This window comes from Micromonospora sp. WMMD975, assembly GCF_029581215.1.
Lineage (GTDB): Bacteria > Actinomycetota > Actinomycetes > Mycobacteriales > Micromonosporaceae > Micromonospora.
The window spans coordinates 5,563,883-5,583,247 of the sequence record NZ_CP120739.1; the positions used below are offsets into that span (position 1 = coordinate 5,563,883).

At 73.1% G+C, this 19,365-nt stretch carries 10 protein-coding genes; 9 read left to right on the forward strand and 1 reads right to left on the reverse strand.

From position 1 onward, the window contains the following. The first annotated feature begins 164 nt into the window (after positions 1-164). The 9 genes from O7613_RS24695 (at position 165) to O7613_RS24735 (ending at position 18,621) form a co-directional block, all read left to right on the forward strand. Positions 165-7,163, forward strand: a complete 6,999-nt coding sequence (locus O7613_RS24695) for a non-ribosomal peptide synthetase (RefSeq protein ID WP_282290249.1) — start codon at positions 165-167, stop codon at positions 7,161-7,163. Continuing rightward, the gene (locus tag O7613_RS24700; protein WP_282290251.1) at positions 7,160-12,673 is read left to right on the forward strand and encodes a non-ribosomal peptide synthetase; all 5,514 of its coding nucleotides are present in this window, start codon (positions 7,160-7,162) and stop codon (positions 12,671-12,673) included. The genes O7613_RS24695 and O7613_RS24700 overlap by 4 nt, the downstream gene beginning before the upstream one ends. Further along, positions 12,670-13,755, forward strand: coding sequence for a saccharopine dehydrogenase NADP-binding domain-containing protein (locus O7613_RS24705; RefSeq protein WP_282290253.1), 1,086 nt, complete (start codon positions 12,670-12,672; stop codon positions 13,753-13,755). The genes O7613_RS24700 and O7613_RS24705 overlap by 4 nt, the downstream gene beginning before the upstream one ends. Next, entirely contained in the window at positions 13,752-14,813 is a 1,062-nt protein-coding gene (locus tag O7613_RS24710) for a Gfo/Idh/MocA family oxidoreductase (protein WP_281585973.1), read from the forward strand. Before O7613_RS24705 ends, O7613_RS24710 begins: the two co-directional genes overlap by 4 nt. Beyond that, positions 14,813-15,604: an alpha/beta fold hydrolase gene (locus O7613_RS24715; protein ID WP_282290255.1), complete on the forward strand. Its 792-nt coding sequence runs from the start codon at positions 14,813-14,815 to the stop codon at positions 15,602-15,604. Before O7613_RS24710 ends, O7613_RS24715 begins: the two co-directional genes overlap by 1 nt. Positions 15,605-15,687: 83 nt before the next feature. After that, positions 15,688-16,074, forward strand: a complete 387-nt coding sequence (locus O7613_RS24720) for a nuclear transport factor 2 family protein (RefSeq protein ID WP_281585971.1) — start codon at positions 15,688-15,690, stop codon at positions 16,072-16,074. Positions 16,075-16,133: 59 nt separating this feature from the next. Further along, a complete protein-coding gene (locus O7613_RS24725; protein ID WP_281585970.1) occupies positions 16,134-17,090 on the forward strand; it encodes an ATP-binding cassette domain-containing protein in 957 nt (318 codons plus the stop codon). Further along, positions 17,087-17,872 carry an ABC transporter permease gene (locus O7613_RS24730; protein ID WP_281585969.1) on the forward strand — a complete coding sequence of 262 codons (786 nt, stop codon included), beginning with the start codon at positions 17,087-17,089 and terminating at the stop codon, positions 17,870-17,872. Before O7613_RS24725 ends, O7613_RS24730 begins: the two co-directional genes overlap by 4 nt. Beyond that, positions 17,869-18,621, forward strand: coding sequence for an ABC transporter permease (locus O7613_RS24735; protein WP_281585968.1), 753 nt, complete (start codon positions 17,869-17,871; stop codon positions 18,619-18,621). Before O7613_RS24730 ends, O7613_RS24735 begins: the two co-directional genes overlap by 4 nt. 53 nt (positions 18,622-18,674) lie before the next feature. On the opposite strand, the gene O7613_RS24740 is transcribed toward O7613_RS24735, so the two are convergent. Further along, positions 18,675-19,358 (reverse strand): methyltransferase domain-containing protein, encoded by a 684-nt coding sequence (locus O7613_RS24740; protein WP_281585967.1) that lies wholly within the window; start codon positions 19,356-19,358, stop codon positions 18,675-18,677. Positions 19,359-19,365 lie beyond the last annotated feature (7 nt).

Sequence of the window (19,365 nt, forward strand, 5' to 3'; positions counted from 1 at the left end):
CTGATTAATTAGGTGATCCTTGGTACCCGTTCGGGCACCTTCCGCAGTAGCAGACAGGTGCCTTCGCTTACTTCCTCCGTTTGAGCCGAGACCGATCCCGTGGCACCGTCAGTCGAGTGTCGTACAGATTCCGCGAGGTCGATTCCAGTGATTACGCAATCGAGATGCACGGTGTGCAATACGACGCGCGGGAGATCGAAGCTTCGGTGCGTGAGTGTGTCGCCGCCGGGCACGTCTGCGCCATCCAGCCGGAGCACGGCGGGGAGCTGACGCTGATCCTGGAAGCGGCTGACGCCGACGGGCCGGAGCTGGCGCGCCGGGTCATGGGCGCCGTGGTGGACCGGCATGGACTGGCCCCGGGCACCGTCTGCCTGGTCCCCGGTGGGGAGTTGGACGGTTCGGGCCAGCCGGACGGTGCGAGTGGCGGCGCCGCTCCGTGGCGGCACGAGGTGCTGCGGCGGCTCCGGGCCGGCGAACTCACCGTGGCCTACCGGCACGAGGCCCGGACCAGCGGCGACCGAACCGCCCCGAGCGCCCTCGGCGACTCGCCAACCGCCACCGCAGCCGGTGGCGGACCGGTTCCGGGCGCCGCCCCGACGCAGGCCGGTCCCGGCCTGACCGCCGAGGTGATGCGCGCCGACGTGGCCCAGCTGCTGGGGATCGAACCGACCGACATCGACCCGGACGTCGACCTGGTGGGGCTCGGCCTCGACTCGCTGCGCACGATGCAGCTGGTGAACCAGTGGCGGCGCGGCGGCACCGACCTGACCTTCGCGGAGCTGGCCGAGGCGCCGGTACTCAACCGGTGGTGGGAGTTGCTCGCGGCGGCCGGGACCGGAGCGGCCGAGCCGGCGGAGGTCCACCCGGTCGACGAGACCGCGCCGTTCCCGTTGACCCCGGTGCAGCACGCCTACTGGATCGGCCGCCGGGACGACCAGGTCCTCGGCGGGGTCGGCTGCCACTTCTACGTCGAGTTCGACGGCGGCGGTGCCGGCGGCACCGCACCGGTCGACCCGGACCGGCTGGCCGAAGCGGTCCGTGCCCTGCTGCGCCGGCACGACCTGCTGCGGGCCCGCTTCCTCGACGACGGCACCCAGCAGATCCAGCCCGAACCGACCTGGCCCGGTCTGGTGGTGCACGACCTGCGTGCCGCCGGCGCGGCCGAGGTCGACGCGGAGCTGGCCGCGGAGCGGGACAAGCTGGCGCACCGGCGACTGGCGGTCGAGCTGGGCGAGGTGTTCGACCTGCGCCTCAGCCTGCTGCCCGGAGGGCGCCACCGGCTGCATCTGAACTTCGACCTGCTCGTCGCCGACGTCCTGAGTATCCAGCTCATCCTGACGGACCTGACCCGCCTCTATCTCGACGGCCCGCCGGCGGATCTGCCGCCGCTGCCGTACGGCTTCCCGACGTACCTGGCGCACCAGGAGAGCCGGCGCCAGCAGGCCCGTGAGCGGGACCGGGATTACTGGCGGGAGCGCCTGCCCGACCTGCCGGACGGTCCGCAGCTACCGCTCGCCGTCGAGCCGGCGCTCATCGAGACGACCCGGTTCCAGCGGCGCGACCACCTGCTGGACCGGGCCGCGCGGGGGCGGCTGGAGCACCTGGCCCGGCAGCACGGGGTCACCCTGCCGATGGTTCTCGCCACCGCGTACGCCGAAGTGCTCGGCGCCTGGAGCGCCGAGCAACGGTTCCTGCTCAATCTGCCGCTCTTCGACCGGGAGATCGTCGACCCCCACGTGGCGCGGCTCGTCGCCGACTTCACCAACCTGCTCCCGATGGATGTCGACCTCCGCGGGCCCGGCTCGTTCGGGCAGCGGGTGCACGGGCTCCAGGAGCAGCTCCGAGCCGGCATCGGGCACAGCGCGTACACCGGGGTCGAGGTGCTCCGGGACCTCGCGCGCACCCGACCGGACGACCGCATTCCGGCGCCTGTGGTCTTCACCAGCGCGATCGGCATGGGCGACCTGGTGGGCGAGGAGGTCCAGCGGACCTTCGGCCGGCTCGGGTGGATGCTGTCGCAGACTCCGCAGGCGTGGCTCGACCACCAGGTGACCGAACGCGACGGTGGCCTGTATCTGGTGTGGGACGCGGTGGCGGAGCTCTTCCCGCCCGGCGTGCTTGACGACATGTTCGCCGGCTACCTGCGGTTGCTGGACTGGCTGGCGCGAGGCGAGTGGGACGAACCGCCCCCCGCGCTCCTCCCCGCGGCGCAGGCCGCCGTGCGTCGCACGGCGAACGCCACCGGGGGACCGGTGCCGGACCGCCCGCTCCACGCCGACTTCTTCGACCTGGCGGGGGCCGATCCGGGTCGGCCCGCGCTGATCGCGACAGACCGGGTGGTCAGCTACGGCGACCTGGCCGACCGCTCGCTGCGGATCGCGGCGGCCCTGCGCGACCGGGGCATCGGGCGGGACGACGTGGTCGGGGTGACCCTGCCGAAGGGCCCGGAGCAGATCGCGGCGGTGCTCGGGGTGCTGGCCGCCGGGGCGGCGTACCTGCCGGCCGGGCCGGATCAGCCGCCGGCCCGCCGGGCCCGGATGCTGCGGCGGGCGGCGGTACGGGTGGTGCTCACCGACGACGACGTCGCCGGCTGGCCGGACGGGGTCGAGCCGGTGCCGGTCGCGACGACGGCGGCCCGGGAGCCGCTCGACGGCTGCGTCGCGGTGCCGATGACCGACCCGGCGTACGTGATCTTCACGTCCGGTTCGACCGGCGAGCCCAAGGGGGTGGAGATCACCCACATCGCGGCCCGGAACACCGTCGACGACGTCAACGAGCGGTTCGGCGTGGACCGGAACGACCGGGTGCTCGCCGTCTCGGCGCTCGACTTCGACCTGTCGGTGTACGACATCTTCGGACTGCTCTCGGTCGGCGGGGCGCTGGTGCTGGTGGAGGAGGACGAGCGGCGGGACGCGTACCGCTGGGTCGAGCTCTGCCGCACCCACCACGTGACCGTCTGGAACACCGTCCCCGCACTGTTGGACATGCTGCTGCTCGCGGCCGGCGACCCCGACCGGCCGGCTCGGACACTGCCGGAGCTGCGCCTGGTGTTGGTCTCGGGCGACTGGATCGGCCTCGACCTGCCGGGACGCGCGGCCACCGCCACCGGTGGCGGCCGGTTCGTCGCCCTCGGCGGCGCCACCGAGGCGTCGATCTGGTCGAACCACGTGGAGGTGGCCGAGGTTCCCGCCCACTGGCCGAGCGTCCCGTACGGCCGTCCACTGCGGAACCAGCGGTACCGGGTCGTCGACGACCAGGGCCGGGACCGCCCCGACTGGGTCCCCGGCGAGCTGTGGATCGGCGGTCTTGGCGTCGCCAGCGGCTACCGGGGGGACCCGGAGGCGACCGAGGGCTCCTTCCTGACCGTCGCCGACGCCCGCTGGTACCGCACCGGTGACCTGGGCCGGTACTGGCCCGACGGCACCCTGGAGTTCCTCGGCCGCACCGACCACCAGGTGAAGGTCCGCGGCCACCGGATCGAGTTGGGCGAGGTCGAGGCCGCGCTGCTGGCCCATCCGGCGGTCGCCGCCGCCGTGGTGCTTGCGGTCGGCCAGCCGACCCGCCTGGCCGCGACGATCGTTGCGCGGCCGGAGGCCGCGGCGGACGACGCCGAGGAGGGTCGGCCGTCCGTGGGCGGGGACGAACTGCTCGCCTTCCTCCGGGAGCGGCTCCCCGCCCACTCGGTCCCGGCCAGCGTCACGAGCGTCACCGAGCTGCCACTGACGAGCAACGGGAAGGTGGACCGCCGGGCTCTCGCGGCGCGGGCCGGGGATGCCGTCGCGCCGGCAGCGGTGGAGCCACCGCGCGGCGAGATCGAGGAGACGGTCGCCGCGATCTGGGCGGAACTGCTCGGCACGACTGCCGTGGGCCGGTGGGACAACTTCTTCGCACTCGGTGGGGACAGCCTGCTCGCCACCCGGATGATCTCCAGGCTGAACGCCGCGGGCTTCGCCGGCGCCGACCTCGGCCGGCTCTTCCGCACGGCGGAGTTGGCCAGCTTCGCCGCCGACCTCCGGCACGGCGGCCCGGAGCGGCCGACGCCGACGCTGCGGCCCGATCCGGAGCACCGGTACGACCCCTTCCCCCTCACCGATGTGCAGCGGGCCTATTGGATCGGCCGTACGGACACCTTCGCGTTGGGTGGTGTCGGCTGCCACTTCTACACCGAGTACGACGGCGCGGGAATCGACCTGGACCGGCTCACCGACGCCTGGAACCGGGTCATCGAGCGGCACGAGATGCTCCGGGCGGTCTTCCTGCCCAGCGGCGAGCAGCGGATTCTCCCCAGCGTGCCGCGGTTCGAGATCCCGGTCGTCGAGGTCGGGTCCGGTGCCGCCGAGGAGGTGCTCGCGCGGCAGCGGGACGCCATGTCGCACCAGGTCCTCGACGCCGGCCGCTGGCCGTTGTTCGATGTCCGGGCGGTGCGCTACGGCGACCGGACCCGGCTCGCGGTGAGCATCGACAGCATCCTCATCGACGCGCTCAGCGCGATGATCCTGATGCGCGAGGTGGACACGTTCTACCGCCGGCCCGACGCCGAACTGCCGCCGGTCGGCGTCTCGTTCCGGGACTACGTGCTCGACGCGGGGCCGGACGAGGGCAGCCGGGCCGAGTCCGAGTCCTACTGGTCGGACCGGGTCGACAGCCTGCCCGAGGGGCCGGCCCTGCCGCTGGCCCGGGACCCCGCCACCATGCAGCGGCCCCGATTCCTCCGGCGGGAGCAGCAGCTTCCGGAGCCGCAGTGGCGCCGGCTGCGGGAGTTGGCCCAGCGGCACGGGCTGACCGGCTCGGCCCTTCTCGCCACCGCCTTCGCCGAGGTGCTCGGCGCCTGGAGCGCCCGGGGAGATCTCACCCTCAACGTGACCCTCTTCGACCGTCGGGACGTACACCCGGACATCGATGCCGTCCTTGGTGACTTCACCTCGTTGCTGCTCGTGGGCTACCAGCCCGAACCGGGCGAGAGCTGGCTCGACGCCGCCCGCCGGATGCAGCGGAGGATGGGCGAGGACCTGGCGCACAGCGATGTCTCGGCGGTGTGGGTGATGCGGGAGCTGGCCCGGCGCCGGGGCAGCCTCGAGGTCAGCATGCCGGTGGTCTTCACAAGTACGCTCGGGGTCACCGACGACGTCGTCGTCGAGCCCTCGTTCGCCGAACGGGTCTGGGGGGTCTCGCAGACGCCACAGGTCTGGCTCGACCACCAGGTCATGGAGCGGGCCGGCGGCCTGCTGCTGGTCTGGGACGCGGTCGAGGAGCTGTTCCCCGCGGGCGTGCTGGACGCGATGTTCGCGGCGTACATGCGGCTGCTGGAGTGGCTCGCCGAGGGCGCCTGGGCGGAGCCGGTGCCGGCGCTGCTCCCGGCCGAGCAGCGGATCGTTCGGGCCGACGTGAACGCCACCGCCGGGCCGGTACCCGACGGGCTGCTGCACACCGGGTTCTTCCGGCGGGCGGCCGAGTCCCCGGAACGGGTCGCGCTGCTCAGCGCCGACGGTGAGCTCACCTACGGCGAGCTGGCCGGACAGGCGCTCCGGGTGGCCGGTGCGCTGCTCGGGCACGGCGTCCGCCCCGGTGACCTGGTCGGGATCACGCTGCCCAAGGGGCCGGAGCAGGTGGTCGCGGTCCTCGGCACGCTCGCCGCCGGGGCGGTGTACGTGCCCTGCGGGGTGGAGCAGCCGCCACTGCGCCGGAATCGGATCTTCGCCGGCGCCGGTGTGCGCCTGGTCCTCACCGACACCGCCGCCCGGGATTGGCCGGAGACGGTACGGGCGGTGCCGCTCACCGACGCGGTGCGGGCCACCGCGACGGCCGAGCCGGTGCCGCTCAGCCCGGACGCACCGGCGTACGTGATCTTCACCTCCGGCTCCACAGGCGAGCCGAAGGGCGTCGAGATCACCCACACGGCGGCCGGAAACACCGTCGACGACGTCAACGAGCGGTTCGGGGTACGGGAGACGGACCGGGTCCTCGCCGTCTCGGCGCTCGACTTCGACCTGTCGGTGTACGACATCTTCGGGCTGCTCGCCGCCGGTGGGGCCCTGGTGCTCCCGGCCGAACAGGAGCGGCGGGAGCCCCAGTCCTGGCTGCGACTGTGCCGCGAACACCAGGTGACCCTGTGGAACAGCGTCCCGGCGCTGCTGGACATGCTGCTGGTGGCGCTGTCCGGCGACGCGCCGGCCCCGGCCCCGGGGCTACGGCTGGTCCTGGTCTCCGGCGACTGGGTGGGGGTGGACCTGCCGGGCCGGGCGGCGGCGGCGTTCGACGGGTGCCGGTTCGTGGCGCTCGGCGGTGCCACCGAGGCCGCCATCTGGTCCAACGCGGTCGAGGTGACCGAGGTGCCGGAGTCGTGGACCGCCGTACCGTACGGCCTGCCGCTGCGGAACCAGCGGTACCGGGTGGTGGACGACCGCGGCCGGGACTGCCCCGACTGGGTCGCCGGAGAGCTGTGGATCGGGGGCGCCGGAGTCGCCACCGGGTACCGCAACGACCCGGAACGCACCCGGGAACGTTTCGTCGACTACGCCGGGGAGCGCTGGTACCGCACCGGGGATCTGGGCCGCTACTGGCCCGACGGCACGCTGGAGTTCCTCGGACGGACCGACCAGCAGGTGAAGGTGCGAGGGCACCGGATCGAGCTGGGCGAGGTGACCGCGGCGCTGGCCGCCCACCCCGCGCTGAGCACGGCCGCCGCCGTCGCGGTCGGTCGCCCGCCCCGGCTGGTCGCCTTCGGGGTGACCGAAGTCGGCTGCGGCGACGAGGACCTCGCCGGACTGGAGGAGTTCGTCGCCGCTCGGCTGCCGGGCTACGCGGTGCCGGGTGTCTGCCTCGTCCTGGACGAGCTGCCGCTGACGGCCAACGGCAAGGTCGACCGGTCCGCCCTGGAGAAGCTGGCCGATGAGGACGGTGGCCCGGCCGAGCCCGGCGAGCCGCCCCGGGGCGAGGTCGAGGAGGCGGTCGCCGCGATCTGGGCCCGGCTGCTGGACCTGCCCGGCGTGGGCCGGGAGGAGAACTTCATCGCCCTCGGCGGGGACAGTCAACTCGCCGCCCGGCTCGCCGCGGCGCTGCGGGAGCGGTTCGGGGTGGACATCTCGTTGCGGCAGCTCTTCGCCGCTCCCACCATCGCCGGGACGGCACGGCTGATCGACGGTTTTGAGGAAGGCGCGCTATGACCCGCTCGATGACCACGCCGACGCCCGCCGAGCTGATCGCCGATCTGCGCGATCTCGGCATGCAGCTCTGGGCGGACGACGGCCAGCTCCGGTTCCGGGCGCCCAAGGGGGTACTCACCCCGGAGCGTCGGGAACTGCTCACCGCCAACCGGGAGGCGGTGCTGGCGTGTCTGGACGCGGAGACCACCACCGTGACGCCCGATCCGGAGCACGAGCACGATCCGTTCCCGCTGACCGACGTGCAGTTGGCGTACCTGCTCGGCCGGCGGGACGCCTTCGACTACGGCGACGTGCCCTGCCAGGTCTACGCCGAGATGGAGTATCCGTCGCTCGATGCGGAGCGGCTGGAGGAGGCGTGGAACCTGCTGGTGCGCCGCCACGGCATGCTGCGCGCCGGCTTCGACCTCGACGGGCACCAGCAGGTACGGCCGGAGGTCCCCCGCTACCGGATCGCGGTGACCGACCTGCGGGGCGCCGCCGCCGAAGAGGTGCGCGCCGCCCTCCGCGCCACCCGGGAGGAGCTGGACCACCGGGCGTACGGCCCGCGGGAGTGGCCGCTGTTCGAGCTGCGGCTGACCCACACCGACGAGGGGACCATCCTGCACGTCTCGGTGGACTTCCTGATCGCCGACTACCTGAGCATCCAGGTGCTCCTCGACGAGCTGCACCAGGCGTACGACGGGGTGCAGCTGCCGGAGCTGGAGGTCACCTTCCGGGACTACCTGCTCGCCGAGCGCGGCAGCCGGGAGGGGAGCCGGTACGAGCGGGACCGGGCCTACTGGCTGGACCGCCTGCCCGAGCTACCGGGCGCGCCGGAGCTGCCGGTCCGCCAGAACGGCGATGCCGATCAGGCCCGCCACCCGGATCGGCGGACACCGGGGCGCAGCCGACCGGGCCGGTTCCGCCGGCTGGCCAGCACGGTCCCGGCGCAGCGCTGGACCGCGCTCCAGCAGGCGGCCCGGGAGCAGCGGCTCACGCCCTCGACCGCGGTCCTCGCGGCGGTGGCCGAGGTGATCGGCCGGTGGAGCCGCAACCCCCGGTTCTGTCTCAACCTGACCCTGCTCAACCGGGAGCCGGTGCATCCGCAGATCGGGCGGTTGGTCGGCGACTTCACCACGGTCAGCCTGCTGGCGGTGGACACCGCGCCGGAACTCGGCTTCGCCGAGCGGGCCCGTGCGGTGCAGGACCGGCTCTGGGCGGACATGGACCACCGCCAGTTCAGTGGCGTGTCGGTGATGCGGGAGCTGGCCCGCGAACGCGGCCGGTCGGCGGCGCTGATGCCTGTCGTCTTCACCAGCACCCTCGGGCTGGGCGAGGAGTCCGAGCCGGAGCCCGCAACCGGGTTGGGCGGCACCGTCGGCTACGGCCGCAGCCAGACCCCCCAGGTCTGGATCGACGCTCAGGCCCTGGTCGAGCGGGGTGCGCTGACCGTCCGCTGGGACGTCCGGGAGGGGATCTTCCCCGATGGCATGGTCGACGACATGTTCGGCGAGCTCTCCACGTTGCTGCACCGGCTCGCCACCGAGCCGGAGTGCTGGCAGTTGCCATCCCCGATCGACCTGCCGCCCGCGCAGCATCGGGCCAGGGCCGCCGCCAACGACACCGCGGGGCCACTGCCCGAGGGGCTGCTGACCGACGACGTGGTCGCGGCGGCCCTGCGATACCCGGACCGGGTCGCCGTGACCGGACCCGGCGGGAGCATGACCTACCGGGAGCTGCTCGGCCGGGCCTCGGGAGTGGCCGCCGCGCTCCGGTCCGACGGCTGCCAGCCGGGGGAGATCGTGGCCCTGGCGATGGAGAAGGGCTGGGAGCAGGTGGTAGGGGTGCTCGGCGTGCTCCTCGCCGGTGCCGCCTACCTGCCGCTGGACGCGAATCAACCGCCGGCCCGGCGGGACCGGATCCTCGCCGACGCCGGGGCCCGGCGGGTGCTGGGCCAGTCCTGGTCGCCGCTGCCGCCGCCTCCGGGCACGCTCTTCGTCGACACCCTGGACGACCCCGGCCCGGCTGACGCCCCGGATCCCGGCCGGCACCCGGACGACCTGGCCTACGTGATCTACACCTCGGGCTCCACCGGTACGCCGAAGGGCGTGATGATCTCGCACCGGGCGGCGTTGAACACCATCCAGGATGTCAACCGCCGCTTCGGCGTCACCGCCGACGACCGGGTGCTCGCCCTCGCGGGGCTCGGCTTCGACCTCTCGGTGTACGACCTGTTCGGGCTCCTCGGCCTCGGCGGACAGCTGGTGATGCCGGCGGCCGACCGCCGGGGCGACCCGGCGCACTGGGCGGAGCTGCTCGCCGAGCACCGGGTGACCGTCTGGAACTCGGTGCCCGCGCAGTTGCAGCTCCTCGCCGACTACCTGGCGGTGGAGCCCCGGGCGGATCTCGACGCGCTGCGGCTCGCCCTGCTCAGCGGGGACTGGATCCCGGTCGGCCTCCCCGACCGGGTCCGGGAGCTGCTGCCCGGACTCCGCATGGTCAGCCTCGGTGGGGCGACCGAGGCGGCGATCTGGTCGATCTTCCACCCGATCGACGCCGTCGACCCGGGCTGGCGGAGCATCCCGTACGGCCGGCCGCTGACCAACCAGAGCTTCCACGTCCTGGACCGTTGGCAGCGTCCCAGCCCGGACCACGTCCCGGGGGAGCTGCACATCGGCGGGGCGGGACTGGCCCTGGGCTACCTCGGCGACCCGGAGCGGACCGCCGAGCGGTTCGTCGACCATCCGCGGCACGGCCGGCTCTATCGCACGGGAGACGTCGGGACGTACCACCCCGACGGGGCACTGGAGTTCCTCGGTCGGGAGGACCGCCAGGTCAAGATCCGGGGACACCGGATCGAGCTGGCCGAGGTCGAGGCGGCGCTGGCCACCGCCGAGGGGGTCGCGGCGGCGCATGTGCTTGTGGACGGGGCGGACGCGACGCGCCGGCGGCTCGTCGCCTTCGTGCAGACCGCAGCCGGAGTCGCGGACCGCCCGGACGACGAGCGGCACCGGCTGCTCGCCGCCGCGACCAGCGCCGGCGAGGCGACCACCGACGCCGTCGACGCGGCCGAGTTGGCCGAGTTCATGCGACGGCTGGACCGGGCCGGACTGCTCGGGATGCTGCGTGCGCTCGCGGAGCAGGGCCTCTTCTCCTCGCCGGAGGAGACGCACGACACGGCGGAGGTCCTCGACCGGTCCGGGACCGCTCCCCGGCACCACCGGCTGGTCCGGCGCTGGCTCAACGCCCTGGTCCGGGCCGGGCTGCTCACCGAACGCGACGGCCGGTACGCCGCTCCCCGCCGGATCGGGCCGGGCGATCTGTCGGACGCCTGGGCGGCCGTGGACGAGTTGCAGCGGGAGGACCAGTACCCGGCGAAGCTGATCGACTATTTCCGGACCAGCACCGAGTCGCTGCCGCGGCTGCTGCGCGACGAGCTGGATCCGCTGCCGCTGCTCTTCCCCGAGGGGCGGCTGGACATCTCCTACGCCGCCTACCGGGACAATGTGATCAGCCGGTACGTCAACCACGGGGTTGTGGGCCTGCTCCGCGAGCTGGCCGGCACCCGGCCGGAGACGCTGCGGGTGCTGGAGGTCGGTGCCGGTGTCGGCGGCACCAGCACCGTGCTGATCCCGGCTCTCGCCGACGCCGACGTGGACTACCTCTTCACCGACGTGTCCCAGTTCTTCCTCACCGAGGCGCAGCAGCGCTTCGGCGACCGGGCGTCGTACGGGCTGCTCGACATCAACACCGACCCGAGGTCCCAGGGTTACCTGCCGAACAGCTTCGACGTCGTGCTCTGCGCCAACGTCCTGCACAACTCGCGGGACGCGGCGGTGGTCCTGGGTCGGCTCCGGGAGCTGCTCGCCCCCGGCGGGTGGCTGGTCTTCATCGAGACCACCCGGGAGAACGTCCAGATCATGACGTCGATGGAGTTCATGATGCCGGAGAAGGATCCGGCCAAGTGGGACTACGACGACCTGCGACGCGGCCGGGACCAGACCTTCCTGGACGTGGCGCAGTGGCGGGGACTGCTCACCGACGCCGGCGCGGACGTCCTGCTCGACCTGCCCGGCGCCGGCGACGTGACCGAACCGCTCGGCCAGCACGTCATCGCCGCCCGGTTCAAGGCGGACCGGGCGGACGTCCGCCCGGCCGGCCTGCTGCGCCACTGCGCCCAGCGGGTGCCCGAATACATGCTCCCCGCCCAGGTGCAGGTCGTCGACGCGCTGCCGCTCACCGGCAACGGCAAGGTCGACCCGGCGGCGTTGGCCGGCTGGGTCATCCGGGAGGGCGCCGCCGCCCAGCCGGCGGACGCCGCGCCCACCGACGAGTTGGAACAGCGGATCGCCGCGGTCTGGGCGGACCTGCTCCAGGTGCCCCGGGTCGGCCGGGAGCAGGACTTCTATCAGCTGGGCGGGGATTCCCTGCTGACCGCGCGGCTGGCCGGCCGGCTCCGGGAGGAGGTGCCCGAGGCGGGCGAGGTGCCCTACGACACCCTGCTGCGGGTGGTCCTCAACCGGCCCACGGTGGCCGCTCTCGCCGAGCGCCTGCGGGCCGGGCAGCATCGGGTCGACGATCCGAGCGCCCCGGCGGAGCGGAGCTCTCCCCTGCTGCCGCTCGTCGACGCCGACGGTGACGCGGTCCGGGTGCTGGTGCACGACGGGGTCGGGACGCTGGCCGCGTACCGGAACCTGGTGCCGTTGCTCGGCGACGCCGGCCCGGTGGTCGGTCTGGCGGTGACCGGCGACGACCCGTACCAGGACGAGGACCCGGCCGGGCTGGTCGAGCGCCGGGCCGGCGACTACACCCGCCGGCTGTTGGAGACCGGCGCCACCCGGTTCGACGTCGTCGGCTACTGCATGGGCGGCCTGCTCGCCCTGGAGGTCGCCCGGCAGCTCACCGAGTCCGGCGCGACGGTGGCCAGCCTCACCATCATCAGCAGCTACAGCCTGCCGCACACGATCGAGGACGAGTTGGTGCTGGAGTACGTCTTCGCCCGGCTGCTCCATCTGGACACCGAGGCGTTGGGCTACCCGGACGACGAAACGACGGCCCGGGCCTTCCAGGAGGTTCTGGCGCGTACCCCCGGCCGGGTTCCGGTCGGGGCGCTGGACGGGCTGGCCGACGACCCGGCGTTGGCCGGGGCCGCGGCACAGTTCGCGGCGCTGCGCCGGACGCCTCAGCCGAACCGGCTGGCCGCCGTGGAGAAGCTGTTGGCCGGTCAGTCCGAAGAGGCGGCCGTCCCGGTGGAGCTGGGCGGTCTCTACGACCTCTACCGGCACAGCATGCGCGCGGTGACCCGGCACGAGGCCACCCCGTACGCCGGGGACATCACGTTCCTGCGGGAGTTGGAGGACACCGGGTTCCTGCCCTGGCTGCGGCGGGACATGACCGACTACTGGCGGGACGTCTGTCTGGGCGATCTCTCCGTGGTGGACGTCCCCGGCGACCACTTCTCCTGCCTGCGACCGCCGCACGTCCGGCGGGTCGCCGACGTGCTGGCCGAGGTGCACCGGGGGGCGCGGTGACGGGTCCGGTCGTCGGGGTGCTCGGCTGCTACGGGGCGGTCGGGTCGGCGGTGGTCGAGCTGTTGGCGTCGGCGGATGTCCGGCTGCGGCTCGGCGGCCGGCGGCCCGAGCCGCTGGCCGACGTCGCCCGGGAGGCCGGCGTGCCCCGGGAGGCCACCGCACTCGTGGATGCCGCCGACCGGCACGGCCTCGCCGAGTTCGCCGCCGGCTGCGCGGTCGTCGTCGACTGCACCGGTCCGGCGTACCGGGCCGAGGCCGGCGTGGTGCGGGCGGCGGTCGCCGCCGGGGCCGACTATGTCGGGGCGGCCGGCGAGCACCGGTACGCCGACCTGCCCGCCGGCCGCCGGGTGGTGGTCGGCGCGGGGATGACGCCGGGGTTGACCTTCGTGTTGCCCCGGGCGCTGGCCGCCGAGGGGTTCGACCGGCTCGACCGGCTGACCGCCTACACCGGCGGGCGGGACCGCTTCACTCCCGGCGCCGCACGGGACTACGTGGCCGGAATGGTCGAGGGGGCCGGTCGGTCGCTGGCCGCGTGGCTCGGCGGTCGCCGGGTGCCGGGCGCGTTGACCCCGCTGGACCGGGTCGAGCTGCCGTACTTCCCGGGCCGGGTCACCGCGCACCCGTTCCTCACCACCGAGGCGGAGCGGTTGGCGGACACGCTCGGGCTCGCGGAGGTGCGCTGGTACCACGTCTTCGACGGGGAGCAGGCGCTGCGGGCACTGAGCACGGTGGACCCCGGAGAGATCGACCCGGCGGCGGACCAGCTGGTGCGGGCGGCCGAGTTGGAGACCTTCGGCAGGTCGACGTACCAGCTCGTCGTCCTGCAACTCGACGGGGCCGCGCAGGGCCGCCCGGTGACCCGGACCCTGGCGCTGCGGGCGGTGGACAGCTACCGGTTGACCGCTGAGGCGGCGGTGCTCACCGCCCGGGCGGTGCTCGCCGGTCAGGTGCCGCCGGGTTCGCACCACGCGGGCGAGGTACTCGATCCGGCCCGGGTGACGGAGCGGTTGGCGGCCTCGCCGAGCGTCCGCCAGTTGGAGTTCGTCGATCGACCGGCAGCGGTTGAGGAGGGTGCGCTGTGACCGGGAACGTGGTGGTCTGCGGGACCGGCTTCGGCCGGGTCTATCTGCGGGCCCTGGAACGTGCCGAGCCGTCGCTGCGGTTGGCCGGGGTGCTGGCCCGTGGCAGCGCCCGCTCGGTGGCCTGCGCCGAGCGTGCCGGGGTGCCGCTCTACACCGATCCGGACGATCTCCCCCCGGAGATCGACCTCGCGGTGGTCGCGGTCTACGCCGGAGTGAACGGCGGTGCCGGCACCGAGCTCGCGCAGCGGCTGATGGGGCGCGGCATCCACGTCCTTCAGGAGGGGCCGCTGCACCAGGACGAGCTGAGCGGCACGCTGCGTGCCGCCCGGCGGGCCGGGGTGATGTACCAGGTCAGCACGCACTACGTGGAGGTGGAGCCGGTCCGGCGGTTCATCGCCGTGACCCGGGCGCTCGCCGCCCAGCAGCCCTTGCTCCATCTCGACGCGACCTGTGGGCTCCAGGTCTTCTATCACCTGTTCGACATCCTCCGGCTGGCGTTGGGCGGGCTGCGTCCGTGGTCGTTCGCGGAGACGGTGCCGTCCGCCGGCGGGTTCGCCACCCTGGTCGGGGAGGTACGGGGGTTGCCGGTGACGCTGCGGGTGCAGAACCAACTGCACCTGACGGACCCGGACAACCACGCCCACCTGCTGCACCGGATCACCGTCGGCGCCGCGGGCGGAAACCTGACCCTGGTGAACACCCACGGCCCGCTCATCTGGAGCCCTCGTCCGCACTTTCCCGCGCAGGGGCAGGCCGGCAGCCGGCTGGACGAGAGTCCGGGTGAGCACCTGGACTACCCCAGTGCCAGCCCGATCGGCCCGGCCGAGGCGCCCAGCTACCGGAACATCGTGGGGGAGCTGTGGCCGGCAGCCGCCGGCCGGGCGTTGGCCGGTCTGCACCGAGCGGCCCGGGACGGCGCGGACCCGCTCACGGCCGGGCAGTCCCACCTCGCCGTCGCCGGAGTCTGGCGGGACGCGAGCCGCCGTCTCGGCCCGCCGGAGTCGCTCGACGGGCCGGCACCCCGACCGCTGTCCGTGAAGGAGGTAGACGTTCTGTGATGATCACAAATGGTCAGCGCTGGCTGCGCCGGCTCACCACCGCCGACGTACCGGGCGGGCGGCCACGGGTGCGGCTGGTGGCGCTTCCCCATGCCGGCGGGGCTGCGAGCTTCTACCATAAGTGGGCCCGGCTGTTGCCGAGGGATGTGGAGCTCATGGCGGTCCAGTATCCGGGCCGGCAGGACCGCGCGGACGAGCCGTGCGCGGTGTCCATGCCGGAACTGGCTGACCCGATCGCGGCTGCCCTAGCTCCGATGGCCGGGCCGACGATGGCCGTCTTCGGACACAGCATGGGGGCGGCGGTCGCCGTCGAGGTCACGCGGCGGCTGGAGGAGCGGATCGGGCGGCCCCTGCTGCGGCTCTTCGTCTCCGGCCGTCCCGCTCCCCACCGGCAGCGTCCCACCGCCGTCCACGAGGGCGGCGACGACGCGCTCCTGGCGGACCTGCGCCGGCTCGGTGGGACCGACGAGTCCCTGCTCGCCCAGCCCGGGCTGCGGGAGATGGTGTTGCCGAGCCTGCGCGCCGACTACCGGTTGATCGAGCGGTACCGGCCCGCTCCGGCGGCTCCGCTGCGGACCCCGATCACCGCGCTCTGCGGCGATCGGGATCCGGAGGTGAGCCCCGAGGAGGCGGCTGCCTGGCGGGAGCAGACAAGCGGCGACTTCCACGCCCAGGTGATCGGCGGTGACCATTTCTACGTCACCGACCGGCCGGTCGCGGCGGTCCGGGCGGTCCTGGCGGACGTACGGCCGCAGGTTCCGCTGGCGGCGGCGTGGCCGTCGACGCCGTGACCCGCTAGATCAAACCAGCCTTTAGGGTTTGAGCGATAGCTTTTGGTGAAACAGAACAGGAAAGACTACGGAAGGGATAAATCATGACGACGGTCAACCACGACCTGGAGAAGGAGCTCTTCGAGCTGGAGCAGGAGGGGTGGCGGGCGATCTCGTCGGCGAACGGCGACTTCTATCGCAAGCTGGTCACCCCGCAAACCCTCGTGGTGGAGCACGACGGGATCTCCACCGGTGACGACCTGGTCGCGGAGATCGACGGGAACACCTCCCCGTTCACCGGCTTCACCCTCGACGAGCAGCGGATCGTCCCGATCAGTGACGACACCGCCGTCATCACCTATCGGGCGGTCGCCGAGGTGAGCGGCCGAGGCACGTTCAAGCTCTACATGTCAAGCGTCTGGCAGCGCCAGGCGGACGGCTGGAAGCTGCTGTTCCACCAGCAGACGCCGATGTCCAACCAGGAGAGCTGAGATCGACAGGGGCGCCGGCCACCGCGCTGGTCGGCGCCCACCCCGGAGAGGACGAAGCGGTGACACAACCAGGCATCGAGGTCGAACACCTCCGCAAGGAGTTCGGCGACAAGGTTGCGGTGGCGGACATCTCCTTCACAGTGGCCGGCGGAACCCTGCTCGGCCTGCTCGGCTCGAACGGAGCCGGCAAGACCACCATCATCAACTGCCTCACCACCCTGGTACGGCCGGACGGCGGCCGGGCCGCCGTCGCCGGCCACGACGTCGTGGCGCAGCCCGCGGAGGTCCGGGCGTCGATCGCCCTGACCGGCCAGTTCGCCGCCCTCGACGAAGTGCTCACCGGGCGGGAGAACCTCGTCCTGTTCGGCCGCCTGCTCCGGCTGGGCCGAACCCGGGCCCGGCAGCGCGCCGAGGAACTCCTCGACCGGTTCCGCCTCACCGAGGCGGCCGACAAGCCGGTCAAGAGCTACTCCGGGGGCATGCGCCGCCGCCTCGACCTGGCCGCCAGCCTGGTGGTCGAGCGACCGGTGCTCTTCCTCGACGAGCCCACCACCGGGCTCGACCCGCGCAGCCGGGAGGAGATGTGGCAGCTCATCCGCCAGCTCCGCGACGGCGGCAGCACAGTCCTGCTGACCAGCCAGTACCTCGAAGAGGTCGACCGCCTGGCCGATCGGGTCGTGGTGCTGGACGACGGACAGGTGATCGCCGAGGGGACCCCCGACGAGCTCAAGGAGCGGGTCGGCGGCCAGGTGTGCGAGATCGAGGTGCCCGCAGACCGCAAGGAGGAGGCCGCCGCCGCGCTCCGTTCCGGGATGGACGAGGTCACCGAGCGGGACGGCGCACTCGTCGTGCCGGCGCCTCGGGCCCGGATGCTGGCCGACGTGGTCCGGCTGCTCGAGGAGGCGGGTATCGAGGCCGAGAACGTGGCCCTGCGCAAACCCACGATGGACGAGGTGTTCTTCGCCTTCACCTCGGACGGGACGCAGCGGCCGAGCGCGGAGAGGTCCCGGGCATGACGGCGGCGACCGGCACCGAGCACGGGATCGGAAACCTGGTCACCCAGGGCTCCGTACTCGCCGGCCGGAACCTGCGGCAGCGGGCCAACGCCGAGATGCTCGTCGTGTTCGGCGTGTTCCCGGTGATCTTCGTATTCGGGTTCCTGTTGCTTTTCGGCCGGCTCTTCTCCGAGCGCGGGCTGGACTACGCCCAGTTCCTGCCGCCGGCGATCGTCGCGCAGTGGATGTTCACGGTGGCGAACACGTCGGGCGCCGCCTCCGCCGCCGACCGGGCCTCGGGGATGCTCACCCGCTGCCTGTCGATGCCGGTCAGCCGGGCGGCGGTGGTGACCGGACGGCTCGCCTCGGACGCCGTCTGGGCGGTGCTCGCCGTGGTGGTGATCAGTGCCACCGGATACCTCGCGGGGTTCCGGTTCCACGGTGGCGTCCCGGCCGCACTCGGGTTCGTGCTGCTCGCGCTGGCGTTCGCGCTGACCTTGACAGCGGCGACGACAGCGGTGGGCCTCTCCTCGACCGACCCGGAGGCGGTGGCGGCGACGCTCAACCTGCCGTATCTGGCCCTGATCATGCTCTCCAGCGCGTTCGTGCCGGCCGACGCCTTCCCCGGTTGGCTGGAACCGGTGATCCGGTTCTCCCCGGTCTCGGTGGTCATCGAGGCCCTGCGGTCGCTCGCCTCGGCGACGCCGTCCTGGGGGCGGGTCTGGCCGGCGGTCGCCTGGCTGGCCGGGCTGCTGGTGATCTTCTCGTGGGCCGCCACGCGCGCATTCAGGAGGGCTCGATGAGTGTCGGGCACGAAGCGTCGGTCCTGGCCGGCCGGAACCTGCGCCGGTTCGTGCGCAGCCCACGGCTGCTCGGTGACGCCGTCAGTTTTCCGCTGGTCCTGCTGCTGTTGCTGCTGGTGATGTTCGGCGAGGTGGTCGGCGGGGCCACCGGCGAGCCGTACATCGCCCGGCTGGCCCCGGGGATCGTGCTGTTCAGCGTCGCCTACAGCTGTGTGGGCACGGCCGTCGGATTCCACGCGGACGTGCACGGCGGGTTCCAGGGGCGGCTGCGGACCATGCCGATCGCCCGGATGTCCCCGCTGCTCGGCCGGATCGCCGGCGACGTGGTCAAGTTCGTGCTGGTCACCGCGGTGACCGTCGCGGTGGGCTACCTCGTCGGATTCCGGTTCGAGCAGGGCTTCCCGGCGGCGGTCGGCTTCCTCCTGGTGGTGCTGCTGTTCGCGCTGATCTTTCTCTGGGCGGCCCTGGTGGTGGCCCTGACCGCCCGCAGCGCCGAGGCGGCGGCCAGCTCCCTGAACGCGCCGGTCACGTTGCTCCTGCTGGTTTCCACCTGCCTGGTGCCGCTGTCGGCGTTCCCGGGGTGGGCCCAGCCGGCGATCCGGGCGAATCCGTTGAGCTGCGCGCACGCCGCGCTGGTCGGCCTCTCCTCGGGTGGGCCGGTCCTGGTGCCGGTGCTGCAGACCCTGGCCTGGGTGCTCGGTGCCACGCTGCTGCTGGGTCCGCTGGCGCTGCGGCTCGCTCGGCGATGACCGCCGACCGGGCTGAGCCACCCGCGCGGACGGGTGGCTCAGCCCCAACGGTCTCACGAGCGGAGCAGCTCGATCAGCTCGTACCGCAGCTCGCCGTCGGGGTACTCGCCGACAGCACACCGGCGGGTCACCGGCCGCCAACCGTGTTCGGCGGCGATCCGGCCGAGCATCGCCGAGTCGCCCAGGTCGGTGAAGCCGAGCATCACCCGCCCGCCGGGGGCCAGGTGCCGCCCGACGGTACCCAGGAACGCCGCGTGGGCCACGTACCCCGGGTCGAAGAAGGCCCGGTCCAGCAGGTCGTCCGGCGACTCCCCGGGGGAGGCGCCGACGAAGTTGGAGTTCCAGAAGATCAGGTCGAACCGTTCGTCCCCGGTCAGCGGCTGGAACATGTCCCCACACCGCGCGGTCACCCGGTCGGCGACGCCGTGCCGCTCGGCGTTGCGCCGGGTGTTCTCCACCGCCGCGGCACTGATGTCGAGCGCGGTGACCGCCGCGCAGCCGCGCTGCGCGGCGATGACGGAGAGATAGCCGGTGCCGCAGCCCATTTCACAGAACGATCCGCCGGTGGGGTAGGCGAGCCATTCGGCGTACAGGGCGGCGGACGGGGTCAGATGTGGCGCGTAGACCCCCGGAAGGAGATCCCATTCCTGCCCCAGCAGTTCGAAGGTTCGGGGTTCGACGATGTCCTGGTGCCGGTTCCGCAGGCGCAGAACCAGGTCTCGATCTCGGGAATCCATATATCTG